The sequence below is a fragment of the Rathayibacter rhapontici genome, assembly GCF_001995175.1.
Lineage (GTDB): Bacteria > Actinomycetota > Actinomycetes > Actinomycetales > Microbacteriaceae > Rathayibacter.
This window is the reverse complement of record NZ_MUKN01000040.1, coordinates 1-18,357: the sequence shown is the minus strand read 5'-3', so window position 1 is coordinate 18,357 and position 18,357 is coordinate 1. Positions and strand designations below refer to the sequence as shown.

Genomic DNA, 18,357 nt, shown 5'->3' with positions numbered 1-18,357 from the left:
CCGCCCCGCCCTCGAACGGAACCACCGCATGACCGACACGACCGCTCCCGTCCTCGTCGCCCGCGACGGCCCGATCGCCCGTGTCGTGCTGAACCGCCCCGGCGCCCTCAACTCCCTCGACCTCGGCTTCGCCTCCCTGCTGCTCGAGACCGTCCTCGAGCTGGACGCCGATCCCGGCTGCACGGTCATCGCGATCGAGGCGGCCGGCCGGGCGTTCTGCACCGGCGGCGACGTCTCGGCGATCATGGGGGCCGCCGAGCCCGAGCTCTACCTCCGCGAGCTGGCCACCGTGTCGGCCGAGGTCTTCCGCGTGCTGGAGCAGACGGACGCCGTCGTGGTCTGCGCCGTCGACGGGATGACGGCCGGCGCCGGCATCGCGTTCGTCCTCGCGGCCGACATCGTCGTCGCGACCCCCGGTGCGGTCTTCCTCAGCGCCTACGGCGACGTGGGGCTCGTCCCCGACTGCGGAGTGACGGTCTCGCTCCCCCGCACGATCGGCCGCCGCCGCGCGCTCGACTTCACCCTCTCCGGGCGTCCGGTCCGCGCGATCGAGGCACTGGAGTGGCAGCTCGTCACCGAGATCGTGCCGCGCGCCGATCTCGCGGCCCGGATCGACGAGCGCGCCACGGCTCTGGCCGCGCGCCCCGCCCACGTGGCCGCCGCCACCAAGCGCCTGCTCCGCACCGACCCCGCCGTGCACGCGGAGCGCCTCGAGGAGGAGGTCGACGTGCTGGTCGAGCTCCTCGCGACGCCGCAGACGCGCGCACTGCTCGACGCCGAGCACGACCGCCAGCGCGCCCGCCGCGCCCGCACCACCGCCACCGCCGCCGCCGTCTAGGGCGAGTTGAACACGATCCGGCACTCAGCCGGAGCGACGCCGCCGCCCGCTACCGTTCCCCCATGACGGAGACCGGATCCAGGCGCGCGGCGGTCGTCGTGAACCCCTCGAAGGGCGATCAGGCGCGGCTGCGGCACCTCGTGGCGACGGCCGAGCAGGAGCACGGCTGGGCGCCGACCGTGTGGTTCGAGACGACCCCGTCGGAGCCCGGAGCGACGCAGGCCCGCGCGGCGACCGCCTCCGGGGTCGACGTCGTGCTCGCCGCGGGGGGCGACGGCACGGTGCGCTCGGTCGCGGAGGGGCTGCGCGGCTCCGGCACCGCGCTGGCCGTGCTGCCGTTCGGCACGGGCAATCTGCTCGTGCGGAACCTCGGCCTTCCCCTGGGCTTCGAGGAGGCGGTGCGGGTCGCGTTCGGCGGCGGCGAGCGCCGGATCGACACCGGCGTCGTCGTCCTGGAGCGGCCGGACGGCGAGCGGGTCGAGAACGTGTTCCTGGTGATGGCAGGTCTCGGCATCGACGCGAAGATGATCGCGAAGACCAACACGGCGCTGAAGAAGGCGGTCGGCTGGCTCGCGTACGTCGACGGCGGCGTCCGCGCGCTGGCCGAGCTCCAGCCGGTGAGGCTGCGCTACTCGATCGACGGGGCGGCCTCGCGCACGGTCTCGGTGCACTCGGTCATGGTCGGCAACTGCGGGGTGCTGCCCGGCGGGATCCTGCTGATCCCGGACGCGGAGCCGGACGACGGAGTGCTCGACATCGTGGCGCTGCGACCGCGCGGTCCGCTGGGCTGGCTCAAGGTGTGGAACACGATCACGTGGGAGAACGGCGTGCTGCGCCGCTCGGCCGCGGGCCGCAAGCTCATCGACCTGCGCGAGGACGCCCGCGACGTGATCTACCTCAAGGGCCGGGACGTGCGCATCGGCGTCGACGAGCCGCAGGAGATCCAGCTGGACGGCGACGGATTCGGACTGGCCGCGGCCGTGCGGATCCGGGTGGATCCCGGCTCCCTGCTCGTGCGGGTCCCGCAGCGCTGAGCCGGGGTCACCGCCGCCACTCGGGCGGCGGCACGGCGAGTCCGCCGAGGTCCCGGATCGACGCGGCGCCCGACTGCCGCAGCATCGTGCGGAACTCGGCGTCGAGGACCGCGAGGCAGCGGACGACCTCGTCGGCCCCTCCCGCGGCGAGCGCCCACATCGCCGGGCGGCCCACGAGCACCGCTCGGGCGCCGAGGGCGAGCGCGGCCAGCACGTGCCTCCCCGCGCGAACGCCGCTGTCGGCGAAGACCTCGACGTCGCGGCCGACCGCCTCGACCACCTCGGCGAGCGCGGCGACGGCGGTGATCGAGCCGTCCATCCGCCGACCGCCGTGCGTCGAGACGACGACCCCGGAGGCGCCCGCATCGACCGCGCGGCGGGCGTCGTCGCCGCGGAGCACGCCCTTCACGACGACAGGGAGTCCGGAGACCTCGGCGAGCCACCGGATGTCGTCGAGCCCCGGATGCGGGACCGGACGGTGGAGCACCCGCTCGCGCTCGGCGGCGGTCAGGTTGCCCAGGCGCGCGCGGCCGGGCACATCGGGCCAGCTGAGCGGCTCGGTCCCCGGGCGCTCCTCCCGCAGCACCGGCGTCTCGACGGTGAGCATCAGCTCGGGCGCCCGCGGCGGCGGCGCGCTCGACGAGGGCGCGGGTCACGTCGCGGTCGGCCAGCAGGTAGACCTGGAACCACCAGGGCGCGCCCTCGGCGGTGATGCGCTCGAAGGGCACGGCCGTGTTGGTCGAGACGCCGAGCAGCGTGCCGGCGCGGGCGGCCGCCTCCGCCATCGCGACCTCGCCGCGCGGATCGGCCGCCACCTGCTGCGCCATCGGCGCGATCATCACCGGGCCCGCGATCGGCGTGCCGAGGACGGTCGTGGCGATCGCGCGTCGGGCTCGCCGTGCAGGGCGGCGGGGCGGAAGCGCACCGCGTCCCAGGCCGCGAGGTCGGCGTCGCGCTCGAGCGCCCCGCCCGCGACCGCCCCGTAGTACTCGGCGACGAACCAGGGCAGCAGCTCGCGGGCGCGCTCCTCGAGCTCGGCGGCGAGCCGCACCGCGGTGTCAGCGGCCATCGAGGGCCTCCACCTCGAGCACCAGGGCGGAGGACGGCGCGAGCAGCGGGGTCCGCAGGCCCACCTCGGCGAGCAGCGCACCCGGCAGCACCACCTCGCCGCGGCGCGTCCACTCCGGCGGCACCGCGTCGAGGAAGCGCTCGGGCGCGAGCTCGTCGACCACCCGCACCCGGTAGCGCAGCGACGGGTCGAGCCCGACGAGCCGGGTGGCCGGCGGCACCGCGTCCTCGCCCGTGCTCGAGCGCGCCAGACGGTAGACGGCGTGCCGACGGTCGGGCGAGACGGCGCCGGTGAGCTCGGAGCCGTCGTCGGCCGTGTCGCCGTGCACGAGCTCGGCCGTCGCGAGGAGCGGCCGGACGCGCTTGTAGAAGCGGATCCACGCGGCGAGCGCCGTCCGCTCCTGGGCACTGCTGCCGGTGATGTCGGTCTCGATGCCGGGAGACGAGAACAGCGTGGTCGCCATGCGGAACGCGAGCTCGGCCGTCCGCCCTGTCGTGTGCGCCCGCTCGGGCCCGACGTGGCTGCCGATCAGCTCGGGCGGCAGGAGCAGCTCGGTCCAGCGCTGGATCCGCAGGCGCTCGAGCGGGTCGTTGGTGTCGGACGCCCACACCCGGTCGGTGCGCGCGAGGATCCCGAGGTCGACGCGAGCGCTCCGGAGGCGCAGGACTCGATCTCGAGCCCGGGGTGCCGCTCCCGCAGCGCGTCGAGGAGGGCGTAGACCGCGCGGGTCTGCGCATCCGCCCCCGCCCGTCCCGCGTGGACCGCCTCGAGCAGATCGCGGTTGTGGTCCCACTTGAGGTAGTCGATCGCGTACTCCTCGACCAGCGCCGAGAGCCGCTCGAGCAGCAGCGCCGACACCTCCGGGCGCGCGACGTCGAGCACGTGCTGATTCCGCCAGCTCCGGGCGCGGCGCGGCGACTCCAGCAGCCAGTCGGGGTGCTCGCGGGCGAGCCTCGAGGCGGGGCTCACCATCTCGGGCTCCACCCACAGCCCGAACTGCATCCCGGCGCCGCGCACGTGCTCGACGAGCGGGTGCAGGCCCTCCGGCCACACCTCCGCGTCGACCGTCCAGTCGCCCAGGCCCGCGGAGTCGTCGCGCCGCCCGTCGAACCAGCCGTCATCGAGGACGAAGCGCTCGACCCCGATCTCGGCGGCCGCGTCGGCCAGGCGGATCAGGGTGGGCAGGTCGTGCCGGAAGTAGACCGCCTCCCAGGTGTTGAGGTGCACGGGCCGCGGCGTGCGCGGATGCGCGGGCCGGGTGCGGAGGGAGGCGTGCAGCCGACGCGAGAGTCCGTCGAGTCCTGCGTCGCTCCAGACGAAGTGCGCGGCCGGGGCCTCGAAGCGCTCGCCCGGGCCGAGGGCGATCTCGCCGGCCCGCAGCAGCTCGCCGGCGCCGAGCGCACCGCGCCCCTCCGGCAGCCGGTCGACGCGGTGCACGGAGTCGCTGCTCCATGCCAGGTGCACGCCCCACACCTCGCCGCTGCGGTCGCCGAACCCGGCGGTGCCCGCGATCGCGAGTGTCGGGGCGTCGTGCCCGGTGCGGCCGCGCCGCGACTCCCGCACGATGCTGCCGTGCGAGACGGGGCGCCGCTGCGGCGAGCGCTCGCGGGTCCAGCGGCCCGAGAGGTCGAGGAACTCGACGGCCCGCGCATCCAGCGGCAGGGTCGCCTCGAGGATCGACGGCTCGAGCACGCGCTCGCCGCGGTTCGCGAGGGCGTGCGCGACGACGAGCACCCCGCGTCGTCGAAGTGGAAGGAGGACGAGAGCGCGAGCTCGTCGGCGACGGCCTCGAGCACGAGGCAGCGCTCGTCGCTCTCGAGCGACACGACCCGCCAGGAGGGCAGCAGCGGCTCGCCGGCGATGTGCCCGGCGAGACCCGGCCGGCCCTGCCAGCCGTCCTGCTCCCCCGGCAGGATCGTCTGCGGCCACGGCGCGTCGAGGGCGCTGGAGGGGACCTGCCGCACGGACGCGGCGTCGAGCGCGGCGAGCGCCTCGGAGTCGACCGGCCCGGGGTCGCGGCCCCAGTGCAGGATCTCGGGCAGCCCCTCCTCGCGGAGGGCGACGATCAGCGCCGTCCCGGCCGAGCGGAGCATCCGCACGCTCATGCGAGACCCCCGGCGCGGAGGGCCACGACGCGCACGCCGCCGGCCGGGATCGCGACGGAGCCGTCGACCTCGTCGCCCGAGACGAGGTCGCGTCCGCCCGCCTCGACGACCACCGCCTCGTCGGTGTGATTGAGGAGGAACAGGAAGCGGCCGGCGGGCCCCTCCCGCCGCACCGCCTCCACGCCCCGCGGCGCGTCGAGCACCGGGGCGGTCAGGGCGGGGTCGAGCAGGTCGAGCAGACCGCCGATCCCGTCGTCGTCGAGGAGCGCCGACACGTACCAGGCCTCGCCCGCGCCGACCCGGCGGCGGGTCACGGCCGGGAGTGCGTCGAGCACTCCGCCGCGGTAGCGGGCGACGACCTCCGCGTCGACGGCGTGGACGCGCTCGGTCCACTCCGCTCCGCGCCAGCCGGTGTCGAGCTCGAAGGTCTCGCCCTCCTGCAGCGGGCCGAACTCCTCGGAGCCGGCGCCGAGCAGCGCCGAGAAGGCGCCGGGAGCGAGCCCCGTGCGCACGCGGTTCGCGGGGTCGACGATGCCCGAGAGCGGAGTGACGATCACCGTGCCGCCGGCCTCGGCGAACGCCGTCAGCGCCGCGACCGTCCCGTCCGAGACGAGGAAGAGCGCGGGGACGACGACGAGCGAGTAGCCCGACAGATCGCGCCAGGGCGGGACGACGTCGACCAGCACGGTGCGGTCGAAGAGCACCCGGTGCCACGCACGGGCCTGCTCGGCCCAGCGGAGCCGGTTGTGCGGCTTCAGGCCCGACGAGAACGCCCAGCCCGCCTCGTCGTCGTGCAGGAGGGCCACCCGCGCCGGCTCGACCCGCGTGCCGAGGACCGGCTCGAGGCGCTGCAGCAGCGCACCGAGCTCGACGACCTCCCGCCAGATCTTCGTCCCGGTGCCGGCGTGCGGCAGCATCGCCGAGTGGAACTGCTCGGCTCCCGCCGTCGACGCGCGCCACTGGAAGAACATCGCGCCGTCGGACCCTCGCGCGACGTGCGCGAGGCTGTTGCGGAGGATCTCCCCCGGGTCCTTCGCGCGGTTGCGCGGCTGCCAGCTCGCCGCCCCGGTCGAGTGCTCGAGCAGGAGCCACGGAGCGCGGTCCTCGGTCAACCCGCGCATCCGGTCGGCCGAGAAGGCGAGATCCTGCTCGCGGCGGGGATCGGCTCCGGTCGTGTAGTGGTCGTTCACGACGATGTCGCAGTGCGGCGCCCAGCGCGCGTAGTCGACGACGTCGGGGCCCTGGCCGACCATGAAGTTGGTGGTGATCGGAGTCTCGACGCCGGCCGCGCGCAGCACCTCCTTCTCGGCGAGGTAGTGCGCCAGCAGCTCGTCCGAGGAGAAGCGGTCGAAGTCGAGCTGCAGGCCCGGGTTGTGCATCGCCCGAGATCCGCGCGGCGGGAGGATCTGCTCGAAGTCGGAGTAGCGGTGGCCCCAGAACGCGGTGCCCCAGCCCGCGTTCAGAGCGTCGAGCGTCTCGTAGCGGTCGCGGAGCCAGCGTCGGAACGCCGCGGCGGACTCGTCGCACCAGCAGTGCCGGTTGCCTCCGCCGAGCTCGTTCGACACGTGCCAGAGGGCGACCGCGGGGTGGCGGCCGTAGCGCTCGGCGAGCGCGCCGGCGATGCGCAGCGCGTGCCTGCGGAACACGGCCGAGCTCGGGCACCAGCCCAGGCGGCCGCCGGGGTGGATCGGCACCAGGTCGGCGTCCACCGGCAGGATCTCCGGGTGAGCGGCGAGCAGCCAGCTCGGCGGCGCCGCGGTCGGGGTCGCGAGGTCGATCGCGATGCCGCCCTCGTGCAGCAGGCCCACGATCTCGTCGAGCCATTCCCAGTCGAAGACGCCCTCGGCGGTCTCGACGAGGCCCCACGAGAAGACGCCGAGCGTCACCATCGACACGCCCGCCTCCTGCATCAGCCGGACGTCCTCGCGCCAGACCTCACGGGGCCACTGCTCGGGGTTGTAGTCGCCGCCGAAGGCGAACCGGGGCAGGACGGGGGCGCGGTGGGTCCGGGGATCGACGCTGGTCACCCTGCGAGCATTCCGGTCGCCGGCGGGCTTTGTCAAGCGGTGCAACAAAGTGCGCTATGCGGGCGGAGGGGGATCTCGATACGCCCGCTCCGCGGGCTACTCGATCAGCGACAGGGACGCGCACCCGCTGCTGGTCGAGCAGCCGCGCAGCGGCGTCTCGAGACCCCCGGCACCAGCAGGGTGGGTCTCGATCCACGAGGTCAGAGGGAGGGAGCCGCGCGTCAGGCGAGCAGGCTGCGGACCGCCAGGGCGGCGCCCGCGCGGGCCCACTCCGAGAAGTCCCAGGTGCGCACGTCGAGCTCGACCGGCACGGCCTCGCGCTCGAGGCGCTCCGCGATCCCGGCGCGGATCGACGCCTCCGCGAAGGCGACCACGGCGATGCCGTCGCCGCTGACGACCACCTTCTCGGGATCGACGAGGTTCGCGACCTCGGCGATGATCACGCCGAGCGCCCGGCCGGCGCGCTCGAACGCGCGCAGCGCCTCCGGATCGCCGTCGCGGGCGGCCTCGACCACCTCCTCGTAGGTCGCGTCGGGGCGGCCGGAGGCGGCGACCACCGCGTCGTTCACGAGCATCGTCGACGCGCAGCCGCGGTGCCCGTGCGCGCAGAGCTCCCCGTCCGGATCGACGATCGTGTGGCTGACCTGCCCGGGACGGCTGTGGCCGCCCTCGACCAGGCGCCCGTTCACGACCAGCCGCAGCCGATGCCGGTGCCCACCGTGACCAGCGCCATCGACTCGAGGCCGGCGCCGGCGCCGAACCAGTGCTCGGCCGCGGTCAGCGCCTGCACGTCGTTCTCGACCGAGCACGCGAGCCCCGTGGCCTCGCGGACCAGCCGGGCCAGCTCGACGTGGTGCCAGTCGAGGAACGCCGAGTGCTCGACGACGGCGCCGCCCGCGCTCTGCCGCACGCGGCCCGCGATCGCGATGCCGATGGAGGCGAGCGGAGCGCCGTCCCCGGCGAGCTCGTGCGCCGCCTCCGCGATCTGCCGGACGACCTCGGCCACGTCGCTGCTCCGCAGGGCGTGCTCGGTCGAGGCGGTCACCTCGGCGCCGAGGTCGGCGACCACGGCGTAGAGGGTGTCGCCGGTGAGCTTGACGCCGAGGAAGCGGCGGGCGGAGCTGCGCACCCGCAGCATCTCGGAGGGGCGCCCGGTCGCCGCCCGCAGCCGGGTCTCGCCCTCGGCGAGCAGCCCCGCCTCGACGAGCGTGCGGGCGATGCGCGTCAGGCTCGCCCGCGAGAGCCCGAGCCGGCGCGCCAGCTCGGCTCGCGGCAGCGATCCGTGGATCAGCACCTCGAGGAGCGTGGCGCGCGTGGCCGCGGGCATGTCCTCGATCCGCAGGGCCGCCGCGGGGACGACCGGGACGGGCGCGGTCAGCGGCGAAGTCGTCATCTCGCCGAATGTAGTCCGTCGGAGGTGCTCACGGCGCTCCCACGGCCGCCGCGCGATCGCCGGCCCGCTCCCACTCTCCGGTGAAGTGGTTGAAGCAGACGGAGTTGTCGATCCGCGACCGGTCCGGCGCCTCCTCCGACCCGACCACCTTGCCGACCCGCTCGGGATCGGGGGCGGCCAGCGCGAGCAGCCGGGTGTAGTCGTGCTGCGGGTTCAGGATCACGTCGTCGGCCGGCCCGCGCTCGACGATGCGGCCGCGGTAGAGCACGAGGATCTCGTCCGAGAAGTGCCGGGCCGTCGCCAGGTCGTGCGTGATGTAGAGGACCGCCAGGCGGTCCTCCCGCTGCAGCCGGCCGAGCAGGTTGAGCACGCCGAGCCGGATCGACACGTCGAGCATCGAGACCGGCTCGTCGGCGATGACGACCTGCGCGCCCGGAGCGAGCGCCCGGGCGATGGCGACGCGCTGCCGCTGCCCGCCCGAGAGCTCGTGCGGGCGGCGGGGAGCGAACTCCTCCGCCGGCTCGAGGTTCACGCGCCGGAGCATCTCGAGCACCCGGTCGTGGGTCTCGGCCGCGGTCCGCGTGCGGTGGTGGATCCGCAGCGGCCGGGCGATGTGGTGCTCGAGCGAGTGGAACGGGTTGAGCGAGGCGAAGGGGTCCTGGAACACCATCTGCACGTGCCGCCGGTAGACCGAGCCCTGCACCGGCGTGCGGTCGTCGAGAGTCACGTCGACGGAGCCGGACGTCGGCTTCTCGAGCCGCGCGAGGATCCGCGCGATGGTCGACTTGCCCGATCCGGACTCGCCGACCAGGGCGACGGTGCGCCCGGGGACGAGGTCGAACGAGACGTGGTCCACCGCGCGGAACGCCTCGCGGCGCAGCCCCTTGCGGATGCTGAAGTCCTTCACCAGATCGGTGACGCTGACGCTGGTCATGCGATGTCCTCCTCGAGAACGGCGTCGGGGTGCTCCCCCGAGCGGATGAAGGCCCCGCGCGAGCCGCTGAGGCTCGGGAACGAGCCGAGCAGCTTGCGGGTGTAGGGGTGCTCGGGGGCGCGGTAGATCTGCTCCGCGCTCGCCAGCTCCACGATCTCGCCGCGCAGCATCACCGCGATGCGGTCGCTGATCTCGAGCAGCAGCGGCAGGTCGTGCGTGATGAAGATCACCGCGAAGCCCAGCTCGTCGCGCAGGCGCACGATCTCGCGGAGGATGTCGCGCTGCACCACGACGTCGAGCGCGGTGGTCGGCTCGTCCATGATCATCACCTGCGGCTCGAGGATCATCGCCATCGCGATCATCACCCGCTGCCGCATGCCGCCCGAGAGCTCGTGCGGGTACGAGGTGAGCCGCACCGGATCCACGCCCACGCGGCGCAGGACGTCGGCCGCCCGCTCCTTCCGCTCCTTCCGCGACAGCCCCGGCCGGTGCGCGACCAGGACGTCGTCGAGCTGCGCCCGCACCGAGGTGACCGGGTTGAGCGCGTTCATCGCCCCCTGGAACACCATCGACAGCTTCGACCAGCGGAACGCCCGCATCCCGTCGTCGCCGAGTTCGAGCAGGTCGGTGGAGGTGCCGTCGCGGTCGTGGAACACCACCCGGCCCGAGGCGATGCGCGCCGGCGGCTTGTGCAGCCGGTTGACCGCGTAGGCGAGGGTCGTCTTGCCGCAGCCGGACTCCCCGGCGAGACCCAGGATCTCTCCCTCGCCCAGCCGGAAGGTGGCGCCGCGGACCGCCGTGACCGGCGACTCCACCTCGTAGACGACGCCGAGGTCCTCGACCTCGAGCACGGTGCGGGTCATGCGGCGCTCCTTCGCGCGGTGCGGGCTCCCGAGCGCTCGGCCTTCGCCGCCGCGCGGGCGCGACGGGCGTGCAGGCGGACGTTCTTGAGCCGCGGGTTGATGATCTCGTCGATCGAGAAGTTGACCAGCGAGAGGCCCATGCCGAACAGCGCGATGATCAGGCCGGGAGGGCCGAACCACCACCAGGCTCCGAGCGGCAGTGCGAAGCCGTTCTGGGCGTAGAAGAGCATCGTGCCCAGCGTCGACGAGTTGGACGCTCCGAGTCCGAGGAAGGACAGGCCCGCCTCGCCGAGGATCGCCGCGATCACCGCGAAGACGAACTGCGACGCGAGCACCGGCAGCAGGTTCGGCAGGATCTCGACGGCGATCACGCGCCAGGCGCGCTCCCCCGCGACCTTCGACGCCGAGACGTAGTCGCGACTCCGGATCGACAGGGTCTGCGCCCGCAGGACCCGCGCGGATCCGGCCCAGCTCGTGATGGCCAGCACCACGCCGATGGTCCAGAGACCGCGCTGCTCCTGGGGCACGAAGCCCGAGATGACGATCACCAGCGGCAGTCCGGGGATCACCAGGAACACGTTCGAGAAGAGCGAGAACGCTTCGTCGACGATGCCGCCGAGGTACGCGCCGAGGATCCCGAAGAAGGCCGAGAGCGCCGTCGCGAGGATCCCCACGATCAGTCCGATCTCGAGCGAGCCGCGGGTGGCGAACGCGAGCTGGGCGAGCACGTCCTGGCCGGTCTGGGTCGTGCCGAGCCAGTGCTCGGCCGACGGCCCGGTCAGGCCGATGTCGCGGATCGTCGTCGGGTCGCTCACGAGGAGCGGGCCGACGAGGCCGAACAGGGCCACACCGAGCACCAGGGCGAGCCCGATGATCAGCCACGGGGTGGGCGTCGGCAGCATCATCCGCCAGGCCGGCCGCGGGGGACGGCCCTTCGACGCCTCGACGGTCGCGAGCTGCTCGGTCGCGTCGACGACGACCGTGTCGGAGGAGGGGGCGAGGTTCGTCATCGGCGTCAGCTCCGCGCTCGGGTCCGGGGATCGATGATCCCGTAGAAGAGGTCGACGACGAGGTTCGCGCCGAGCACGGCCAGCGTGATGAAGAGGAAGATCCCCTGCATCAGCGCGTAGTCGTTGTTGGTGACCGCCGAGAGCAGCTTCGATCCGATGCCGGGGTACGAGAACACCTGCTCGGTGACGATCGAGCCCGAGACCACGAAGCCCAGCGAGATCGCGAAGCCGGCCACCGAGGGCAGCACCGCGTTGCGGGCCGCGTAGGAGCGGAGGATCTTCCCCTGCGAGAGTCCCTTCGCCTGCGCGGTGAGGATGTAGTCCTCGGACAGCGTCGACACCATCATGTTGCGCATCCCCAGCAGCCAGCCGCCGAGGGAGGCGATCACGATCGTCGCCGCCGGCAGCAGTCCGTACTGGATCGCCGAGAGCAGGAACTCCCCGTTCCAGCCGGGGTCCAGCACCACGTCGTAGCCGCCCTGCGAGGGGAACATCCGGAGCGTGGTCGCGAACACGTAGACGAGGATCAGCGCGAGCCAGAAGTACGGCACCGCAGCGAGGAGCGTCGTGGCCGGCACGAGCGAGTCGAGCCAGGTCCCGGGCTTCCAGCCGACGATCGCGCCGAGGGCGACTCCGATCACCGTCGCGATGACCGTCGCCACCCCCACCAGCACGATCGTCCAGGGCAGCGAGGTCCCGATGACCTCGCTGACCGGAGCGGGGAAGTACGAGACCGAGACGCCCAGGTCGCCGCGGAACACGTTGACCAGGTAGCTCCAGTACTGCGAGATCAGCGGCTCGGAGGTGTTCCCTCCGAGCAGCAGCTCGTAGGCCTGGCGGGTCTCGGCGCTCACGATGCCGCCGCGCTGCTGGAGCTTGGCGAGCAGGATGTCGACCGGGTTCCCGGGCAGCAGGCGCGGGATGACGAAGTTGATCGTCAGCGCCGCCCACAGCGCGATCAGGTAGAACCCGAGTTTGCGCAGGTAGTAGTTCACGCGCGGCTCACTCGCCGGTGGGGGTCAGGTTCTTGAAGATCTGCGCGTTGTCCGGCGACGCCCAGATCGCGGGGAAGGCGTAGAGGTCGTCCTCGGTGGGCCAGCCGTCGAACTTCGCGGCGTTGTACTCCGAGGTGGTCCCTCCGGTCATGACCGGGATGTAGGGCATGTCGGCGACGATCTTCGCCTGGATGATGTCGAACTGCGCCTGGCGGGCGGCGGTGTCGTCCGGGCTGGTGGCGGTCAGCGCCTCGACGGCCGCGTCGACCTCGGGGTCGCTGTAGCGGGCCACGTTGATGGGAGCCGCCTCACCGACGGGAGCGGTGTTCGCCGTGGTGAAGAAGTTGTTGTAGAGGTAGTACGGGTCGGAGGCGGGGCCCTGGCCGAGCGAGTCGATCGCGAGCTGGTAGTTGCCCTTGCTCTTCTTGTCCGTCCACTCGTTCCACGAGGACTGCGACGCGGTGACCGCGATGCCGGCGTCGCCGAGCTGCTGGGCCATCGTGTCGATCGCGGTGATGTAGTCGGTCCAGCCGGTGACGACCTCGATGGTCAGCTTCAGCGGCACGCCGTCCTTGGCGTAGATCCCGTCGCCGCCCTTCGCGTAGCCGGCCTCCTCGAGGAGGGCCGTCGCGCGGTCGAGGTCCGGCGAGCTGGGGGCGACCGGCTCGGTGACCGCGGTCGAGATCGACTCGGCCTGCGAGTCGGTCAGGACGAAGGTCGGCGAGACCTCGCTGGCGGTGTTCTGGAACGCGAGGGAGTTGATCTGGTCGCGGTTCAGCGCGTAGTAGATCGCCTGGCGGACGGCCGGATCGGTCTGCGGGCCGACGCAGCCGAGGTCGACGTTCGCGCAGCTGAGCAGGGCGACCTGGTTCTGCGGGACCGTGATGGCCTCGTAGCCGGGGTAGTTCTTCGCGACGTTCTCGATGTCCGGAACGGGCCCCGTCTGCCAGTCGATGGTGCCGGCGGCGAGGGCGTCGACTCCGGCGGTGTTGCCCGAGAGCGAGAGGAAGCGGATCGCCTTGACGGCGGGAGCGCCGTCCCAGTAGTCCTCGTTGACGCCGAGGGTGAAGGCCTGCGCCTTGAAGTCGGCGAGGAGGTAGGGGCCGGTGCCGACCGGCTCCGCGACGACATCGGTCACCGGGTCGACGTCGGCCCACAGGTGCTCGGGGACGATCGGCGTGCGGCCGAGGACCGTGGGTCCGGTGACGAAGGCCGGGTGGTCCCAGGTGATGCTCACGTGGGTGTCGTCGGTGGCCGTGACCACGCCGTCGAAGCCGCCGGTGTTCAGCGACGGGTTCTCGACCAGCATCTCGAAGGTGAAGACGACGTCCTCGGCGGTGAACGCCTCTCCGTCGCTCCAGGTCACGTCGTCGCGCAGCGTCACGTCGAGCTGCGTGCCCTCGGCGTTCCAGGTGTACTCGGTGCCCAGCAGCGGGACGTAGGGGTCGGAGTTGATGTTCGTGACGAAGAACAGCGACTCGTAGATGGTGCCGAGCCCGCCGATCTTGGAGGGCGAGTAGGGGTTGAAGTTGATCTGGTAGTCGCCGGCCTGACCGGTGTAGGCGACGAGGGTGTCGGCCGACGAGGTGCCGGAGGAGCTCGCTCCCCCGGTGCAGCCGGAGAGCAGGAGGGCGGACGCCGCGGTGGCGGCGGCAGCGGCGAGGACGCGCAGGCGTCGGCCTTCTCGAACGCGAAGGAACATCGTTGATCCTTTCCTGGCGTCGGCAACGCAGGGCTGTCGACGGTGACGGAGCTGTGTGCGGCGAGCGCCGCCCGAGCATTGTTACATGACTGAACTAAGTGGTCAACAGATGGGGGAGCAACTCGTGAGAGCGCTCTTCCCCGAGGGCGCGGAGGCCCGCGGATCGGCGGGGATCAGCCCCGGCGGGGCGCGGTGGTGCCGCGCAGCACGAGTCGCGGGCGCTCCGGAGAGCGCTCGGGCGGCGGTGCGCCGTCGATCACGGCGAGCAGCGCCTCCGCCGTGAGCACGCCCAGCCCGTGCACGTCACGGCTCATCACCGAGAGCGGAGGATCGGCCAGACGGCACAGCTCGGAGTCGTCCCAGGCGAGCAGCGAGAGCTCGCGCGGCACGGCGACCCCGAGGGCCCGCGCGGCGGCCAGAGCGCCGAGGGCCGCCAGGTCGTTGTCGACGACGATCGCGGTCGGGCGCTCGTCGTCCGCGAGCAGCGCCCGGGTCGCCGCCTCCCCCGACCGTGCGGAGTAGTCGCTCTCGACCGAGCGGCCCGTCAGCCCGGCCACCCGCAGCCCCCTCTCGAACGCGTCGCCGCGCTCGCGGGTGTGCCCGAGCCGGAGCGGACCGGACACCCGGCCGATCCGCCGGTGCCCGAGCGCGACGAGCGCCGCCATCGCCTCGAGCATCGGCGTCGCGTTGTCGACGGGGATCGACGGGACGGTGCCGCCTCCGGCCCGCCCGCCGAGCACGAGGACGGGCAGCCCGAGCTCCCGCGCCCGCTCCGGCCGCGGATCGTCCTCGACCGGGTCGCCGAGCACCGCTCCTGCGACGCGCGGATGCGCGGCCCAGCGCTCGAGGACCGCGAGCTCCGCGGCCTGGTCGTGCGCGACCTGCAGCAGCACGCCCCCGCCGCCCGGCACCAGGACGTCCTCCATCCCGGCGATCAGCTCGGCGAAGAACGGGTCGCCGCCGTGCTCGCGCGGCGGGCGGCGCACGACGATCCCGACGATCGGGAGGCGCGCCGCCCCGCCGGCGCTCAGGCCGGCACCGCCGCGTGCAGCCCGCCGGCGTGGCGCACGACCAGCGGATCCAGGAACGCGTCCGGATCGGCGTCGGCCGCGGCCCCCGAGATCGTGAAGCGCGCGGACTCCCCCGCCAGCAGGGTGACGAGGGCCTCGTCCACCCGGGCTCCCGCGTCGACGCGGTCGACGAGCAGGGTGACGTCGCGCGCCAGCGAGCGGGCCGTGACCGTGACGACGACGTCCGCGCCGGAGCGCTCGGCGGTCGCCTCGAGGGGCGACGGGTCCAGGGCCTGGTCGACGACCTCGGCCGGGTGCAGCAGCGCGCGCGTCCACCCCTCCGGCTGCACGCTGACGATCTCGCCCGCGACGTCGCCGAAGGCCGTGATCGCGGCGGGCAGCGGAGTCGTCGTCTCGCCGCGCGCCGGCACCGCCGCGTCCCAGCGCTCCTCGGCCAGCACCGTGCCGTCCATCTGCAGGCGCCGGGCGACGACGGAGCCGCTCCACGCCTCGTCCGTGTCGTTCAGCAGCACCGCGGCCGGCCCGCCGTCGCGGGGCTGGATCGTCGCGAGCCGGGGCGCGTACGCCGCCCGCAGCGCGAACCAGAGGGGCTTCCGGTGCTCGTGGAAGTCGACGGCCGCCCACGAGACGACCGGCCAGTCGTCGTTCAGCTGCCACACCACGACTCCGGTGTTCAGCGGCGACAGCGAGCGGAAGTGCTCGATGCCGAAGCGCAGCGCGGCCGCCTGGTTCAGCTGGGTCGCCCAGTGCCAGTCCTCGATCGAGACCGGCGAGGGCAGGTGCCCGGCGAGTCCGCGCTCGAGCTTGAGATTGCCCTCGTGCGCCTTCTGGTGCACGAGCATCTGCTCGCCGTAGGGCTCGAGCGGCTCGTCGTGCACGACGCTCGTGAGCGTCGACCACGCGGGCGGGCCCTGGAAGCCGAACTCCGAGACGAACCGCGGGCGCCAGTCGGCGTAGCGGTGTAGTCGCGCGTGTTCCAGACGTCCCAGATGTGCACGGTGCCGTTGGCCGGATCGTTGGGGTGCAGGTAGTCGTCGAACGAGTACGGGCTGCCCGGCGAGTAGAACCGCGTCGGGTCGAGCTCGGCGAGGATCCCCGGGAGCAGGCGCCGGTAGTAGGCGTTGCCCCACGTCGCGCCCGCGAGCCGCGTGCGCCAGCCCCAGTCGGTGTAGCCGACGATGTTCTCGTTGTTGCCGTTCCAGATGATCAGCGACGGGTGGGCGCTCAGCCGGGTGACCGCCTCGCGCGCCTCCGGCTCGACCTCGACGGCGAGCCACTCCTCCTCGGCGTAGGCCGCGCAGGCGAAGAGGAAGTCCTGCCAGACCAGCACGCCCTGCTCGTCGCAGAGGTCGTAGAAGTCGTGCGACTCGTAGATCCCGCCGCCCCAGACGCGCAGCAGGTTCATGTTCGCCTCGGTCGCGTCGGCGATCCGCCGCGCGTACCGGTCCCGGTCGACCTCGGTGAGGAAGGCGTGGTCCGGGATCCAGTTCGCCCCGCGGATCTGCACCGTCCGGCCGTTCACCTCGACGCGGTACGGCGAGCCGTCCTCGTCCGGAGTGGTGTCGACTCGCACGGTGCGGAAGCCCACCCGGCCCGTCCAGACCGACTCGTCGCCCCCGGCGACGGCGACGTCGTAGAGGGGCTGCTCGCCGTAGCCGCGCGGCCACCAGACGTCCACGTCCGGCACCCGCAGGGCGAGCACCGCCTCGGCCGCGCCCGCGTCCACGGTGACCGCCGTCTCCGCTCCGCCCGCCGCGACCGACACCTCCGCCGAGGAGGCCCCGGCCCACTCGAGGTCGACGTGCGCGCTCAGCACGCCGTCGGTCCCGTCGACGTCGACGAGCGGACGCACGGCGGCGATCCGCACGCCCGACCAGCTCTCCAGGCCGATCGGCCGCCAGATGCCGCTGGTGGCGACGTCGACGCCCCAGTCCCAGCCGAAGTTGCTCGCGGTCTTGCGCAGCGCGTTGTAGGGGTGGTGGTTCACGTGCGGGCGCGGCCCGTGCTCGATCGAGCGGCGCTCGGCCTCGACGACCGGAGCCGCGAACTCGATCGAGAGCAGGTTCTCGCCCTCGACCAGGGCCTCCCGCAGGTCGAAACGGTACGACCGGTGCTGGTTCTCCGTGCGTCCGATCTCGTCGCCGTTCAGACGCAGGGTCGCGACCGTGTCCAGCCCCTCGGCGACGAGGTCGTGCCGCTCGGAGCCGTCGTCGGACCAGGTGAAGCGGGTCTCGTAGACCCAGGCCGTCCGCCCGATCCAGGACAGCCGCGACTCGTTGCCGCCGTCGAAGGGATCGGGGATCAGCCCCGCGGCGAGGAGGTCGGTGTGCACGCAGCCGGGCACGGTCGCCGCCACCTCCCCGGTCGGCCGCTCGGGCGCCTCGGGGCCCTCCAGGGCCCGCAGTGTCCAGTTCTCGTGCAGGGGGATGACGGTCATGGCTTCCTCGCCTCGGGTGTCGTATCCGGTGTCGGATACTTTCTTAGACGACTTAACGAAGTACCGTCAAGGGACGCACGAGCAGAACGGAGGCGCCGATGGCGACCACGCGAGCGCCCCGCTCCCCCGCGACGAGCCGCGGGGCCCTGCTGGACCTCGTGCGCGCCCGCGGTCCGATCAGCCGGGTCGAGCTCGCCCAGGTCACCGGGCTGACGCAGGCCACCGTGTCGATCCTGGTGCGGCAGCTGCTCGCCGAAGGGCTCGTCGCCGACGCCGGCCGCTCCGAGTCCACGGGCGGCAAGCCGCGCGAGCTCCTCGCCCTCGTCCCGTCGGCCCGGGTCGCCCTGGGCCTCCAGCTCGAGGCCGACTCGACCACCGCGATCGTGGCGGATCTCGCCGGATCCGTCGTCGGGCGGCTCCGCACCCGCGGCGTCCTCGACGAGGGCCCGGAGTCGTTCGTGCGCGGCTTCGCCGAGCGGATCGACCTCCTGATCGAGGCGCTCGGCGTCGAGCGCGAGCGGGTCGTCGGCGTCGGTGTCGTCACTCCCGGCGGCGTCGACCGCTCGGGCGAGCGCGTCGTCGGCCTGCCCGGCCCGCAGGGCGCGGAGTGGGCGGCCGCGGGGCTGCGCTCGCTGCTCGAGGAGGCCTGCGCCCTGCCCGTGCTGCTCGACGACGACGCGTCGGCCGCGGCCGTCGGCGAGTTCTGGGCCGGCACGTTCCCGGCGGCGGGCGCGCACTGCACGCTCTACCTCGCCGGCGGGATCCGCGCCGGCCTCGTCCTCGACGGCGCCCTGCACCGCGGCTCCGGAGCGGGTGCCGGCCGGCTCGACCGCTTCGGACCGCGCGGCTCCGCCCCCCTCGCCGACCGCGTCGGACTCCCCGGCATCGCCGCGGGAGCGCGCGCGGCCGGGCCTCCCCG

17 protein-coding genes and 2 pseudogenes are annotated in these 18,357 nt (G+C 73.5%); 3 read left to right on the top strand and 16 right to left on the bottom strand.

The window, feature by feature from the left end:
* The first annotated feature begins 28 nt into the window (after nucleotides 1-28).
* Both B0T42_RS13175 and B0T42_RS13170 read left to right on the top strand, forming a co-directional pair.
* The gene (locus B0T42_RS13175; RefSeq protein ID WP_077223534.1) at nucleotides 29-838 is read left to right on the top strand and encodes an enoyl-CoA hydratase/isomerase family protein; all 810 of its coding nucleotides are present in this window, start codon (nucleotides 29-31) and stop codon (nucleotides 836-838) included.
* Between the two features lie 62 nt (nucleotides 839-900).
* The gene (locus B0T42_RS13170; protein WP_094742758.1) at nucleotides 901-1,872 is read left to right on the top strand and encodes a diacylglycerol/lipid kinase family protein; all 972 of its coding nucleotides are present in this window, start codon (nucleotides 901-903) and stop codon (nucleotides 1,870-1,872) included.
* Nucleotides 1,873-1,879: 7 nt separating this feature from the next.
* Here the strand turns inward: B0T42_RS13170 and B0T42_RS13165 are convergent, their stop codons facing one another.
* The 16 genes and pseudogenes from B0T42_RS13165 to B0T42_RS13110 form a co-directional block, all read right to left on the bottom strand.
* Nucleotides 1,880-2,479, bottom strand: a complete 600-nt coding sequence (locus B0T42_RS13165) for an alpha-hydroxy acid oxidase (RefSeq protein ID WP_077223533.1) — start codon at nucleotides 2,477-2,479, stop codon at nucleotides 1,880-1,882.
* Nucleotides 2,480-2,486: 7 nt separating this feature from the next.
* Nucleotides 2,487-2,807 (bottom strand): annotated as a pseudogene (locus tag B0T42_RS22755) (alpha-hydroxy-acid oxidizing protein); the annotation flags it as partial.
* Entirely contained in the window at nucleotides 2,711-2,941 is a 231-nt protein-coding gene (locus B0T42_RS21450) for a hypothetical protein (RefSeq protein ID WP_236720282.1), read from the bottom strand. The gene B0T42_RS21450 and the pseudogene B0T42_RS22755, both read right to left, overlap by 97 nt.
* Entirely contained in the window at nucleotides 2,931-3,269 is a 339-nt protein-coding gene (locus tag B0T42_RS22360) for a GH36 C-terminal domain-containing protein (RefSeq protein WP_342418249.1), read from the bottom strand. Before B0T42_RS22360 ends, B0T42_RS21450 begins: the two co-directional genes overlap by 11 nt.
* A 72-nt stretch (nucleotides 3,270-3,341) precedes the next feature.
* A pseudogene (locus B0T42_RS22355) lies at nucleotides 3,342-4,633 on the bottom strand (alpha-galactosidase); the annotation flags it as partial.
* Between the two features lie 409 nt (nucleotides 4,634-5,042).
* Complete coding sequence (locus tag B0T42_RS13150; protein ID WP_236720281.1) at nucleotides 5,043-7,073, bottom strand: beta-galactosidase; 2,031 nt, start codon at nucleotides 7,071-7,073, stop codon at nucleotides 5,043-5,045.
* Between the two features lie 221 nt (nucleotides 7,074-7,294).
* A complete protein-coding gene (locus tag B0T42_RS22030) occupies nucleotides 7,295-7,762 on the bottom strand; it encodes an ROK family protein (RefSeq protein ID WP_201788541.1) in 468 nt (155 codons plus the stop codon).
* Entirely contained in the window at nucleotides 7,759-8,466 is a 708-nt protein-coding gene (locus B0T42_RS22025; protein ID WP_201788540.1) for an ROK family transcriptional regulator, read from the bottom strand. The genes B0T42_RS22030 and B0T42_RS22025 overlap by 4 nt, the downstream gene beginning before the upstream one ends.
* Before the next feature lie 28 nt (nucleotides 8,467-8,494).
* On the bottom strand, nucleotides 8,495-9,400 hold the full coding sequence (locus tag B0T42_RS13140) for an ABC transporter ATP-binding protein (protein ID WP_077223532.1): 906 nt from the start codon (nucleotides 9,398-9,400) through the stop codon (nucleotides 8,495-8,497).
* Nucleotides 9,397-10,263, bottom strand: a complete 867-nt coding sequence (locus tag B0T42_RS13135; protein ID WP_077223531.1) for an ABC transporter ATP-binding protein — start codon at nucleotides 10,261-10,263, stop codon at nucleotides 9,397-9,399. Before B0T42_RS13135 ends, B0T42_RS13140 begins: the two co-directional genes overlap by 4 nt.
* Nucleotides 10,260-11,273: an ABC transporter permease gene (locus tag B0T42_RS13130; RefSeq protein WP_055786918.1), complete on the bottom strand. Its 1,014-nt coding sequence runs from the start codon at nucleotides 11,271-11,273 to the stop codon at nucleotides 10,260-10,262. The genes B0T42_RS13135 and B0T42_RS13130 overlap by 4 nt, the downstream gene beginning before the upstream one ends.
* Nucleotides 11,274-11,278: 5 nt before the next feature.
* Nucleotides 11,279-12,268 (bottom strand): ABC transporter permease, encoded by a 990-nt coding sequence (locus B0T42_RS13125; RefSeq protein WP_056866468.1) that lies wholly within the window; start codon nucleotides 12,266-12,268, stop codon nucleotides 11,279-11,281.
* Nucleotides 12,269-12,275: 7 nt separating this feature from the next.
* A complete protein-coding gene (locus B0T42_RS13120) occupies nucleotides 12,276-13,970 on the bottom strand; it encodes an ABC transporter substrate-binding protein (protein WP_056866467.1) in 1,695 nt (564 codons plus the stop codon).
* 173 nt (nucleotides 13,971-14,143) lie between these two features.
* A complete protein-coding gene (locus B0T42_RS13115) occupies nucleotides 14,144-14,956 on the bottom strand; it encodes a LacI family DNA-binding transcriptional regulator (protein ID WP_158078129.1) in 813 nt (270 codons plus the stop codon).
* A 41-nt stretch (nucleotides 14,957-14,997) separates the two neighbouring features.
* Entirely contained in the window at nucleotides 14,998-15,843 is an 846-nt protein-coding gene (locus B0T42_RS21440; RefSeq protein WP_236720280.1) for a hypothetical protein, read from the bottom strand.
* The gene (locus B0T42_RS13110; RefSeq protein ID WP_236720279.1) at nucleotides 15,732-17,438 is read right to left on the bottom strand and encodes a glycoside hydrolase family 2 protein; all 1,707 of its coding nucleotides are present in this window, start codon (nucleotides 17,436-17,438) and stop codon (nucleotides 15,732-15,734) included. Before B0T42_RS13110 ends, B0T42_RS21440 begins: the two co-directional genes overlap by 112 nt.
* Before the next feature lie 98 nt (nucleotides 17,439-17,536).
* Here B0T42_RS13110 and B0T42_RS13105 point away from each other — a divergent pair.
* Nucleotides 17,537-18,357 (top strand): ROK family transcriptional regulator (locus B0T42_RS13105; protein ID WP_139344514.1); only part of this gene is annotated, 821 nt, incomplete at its 3' end.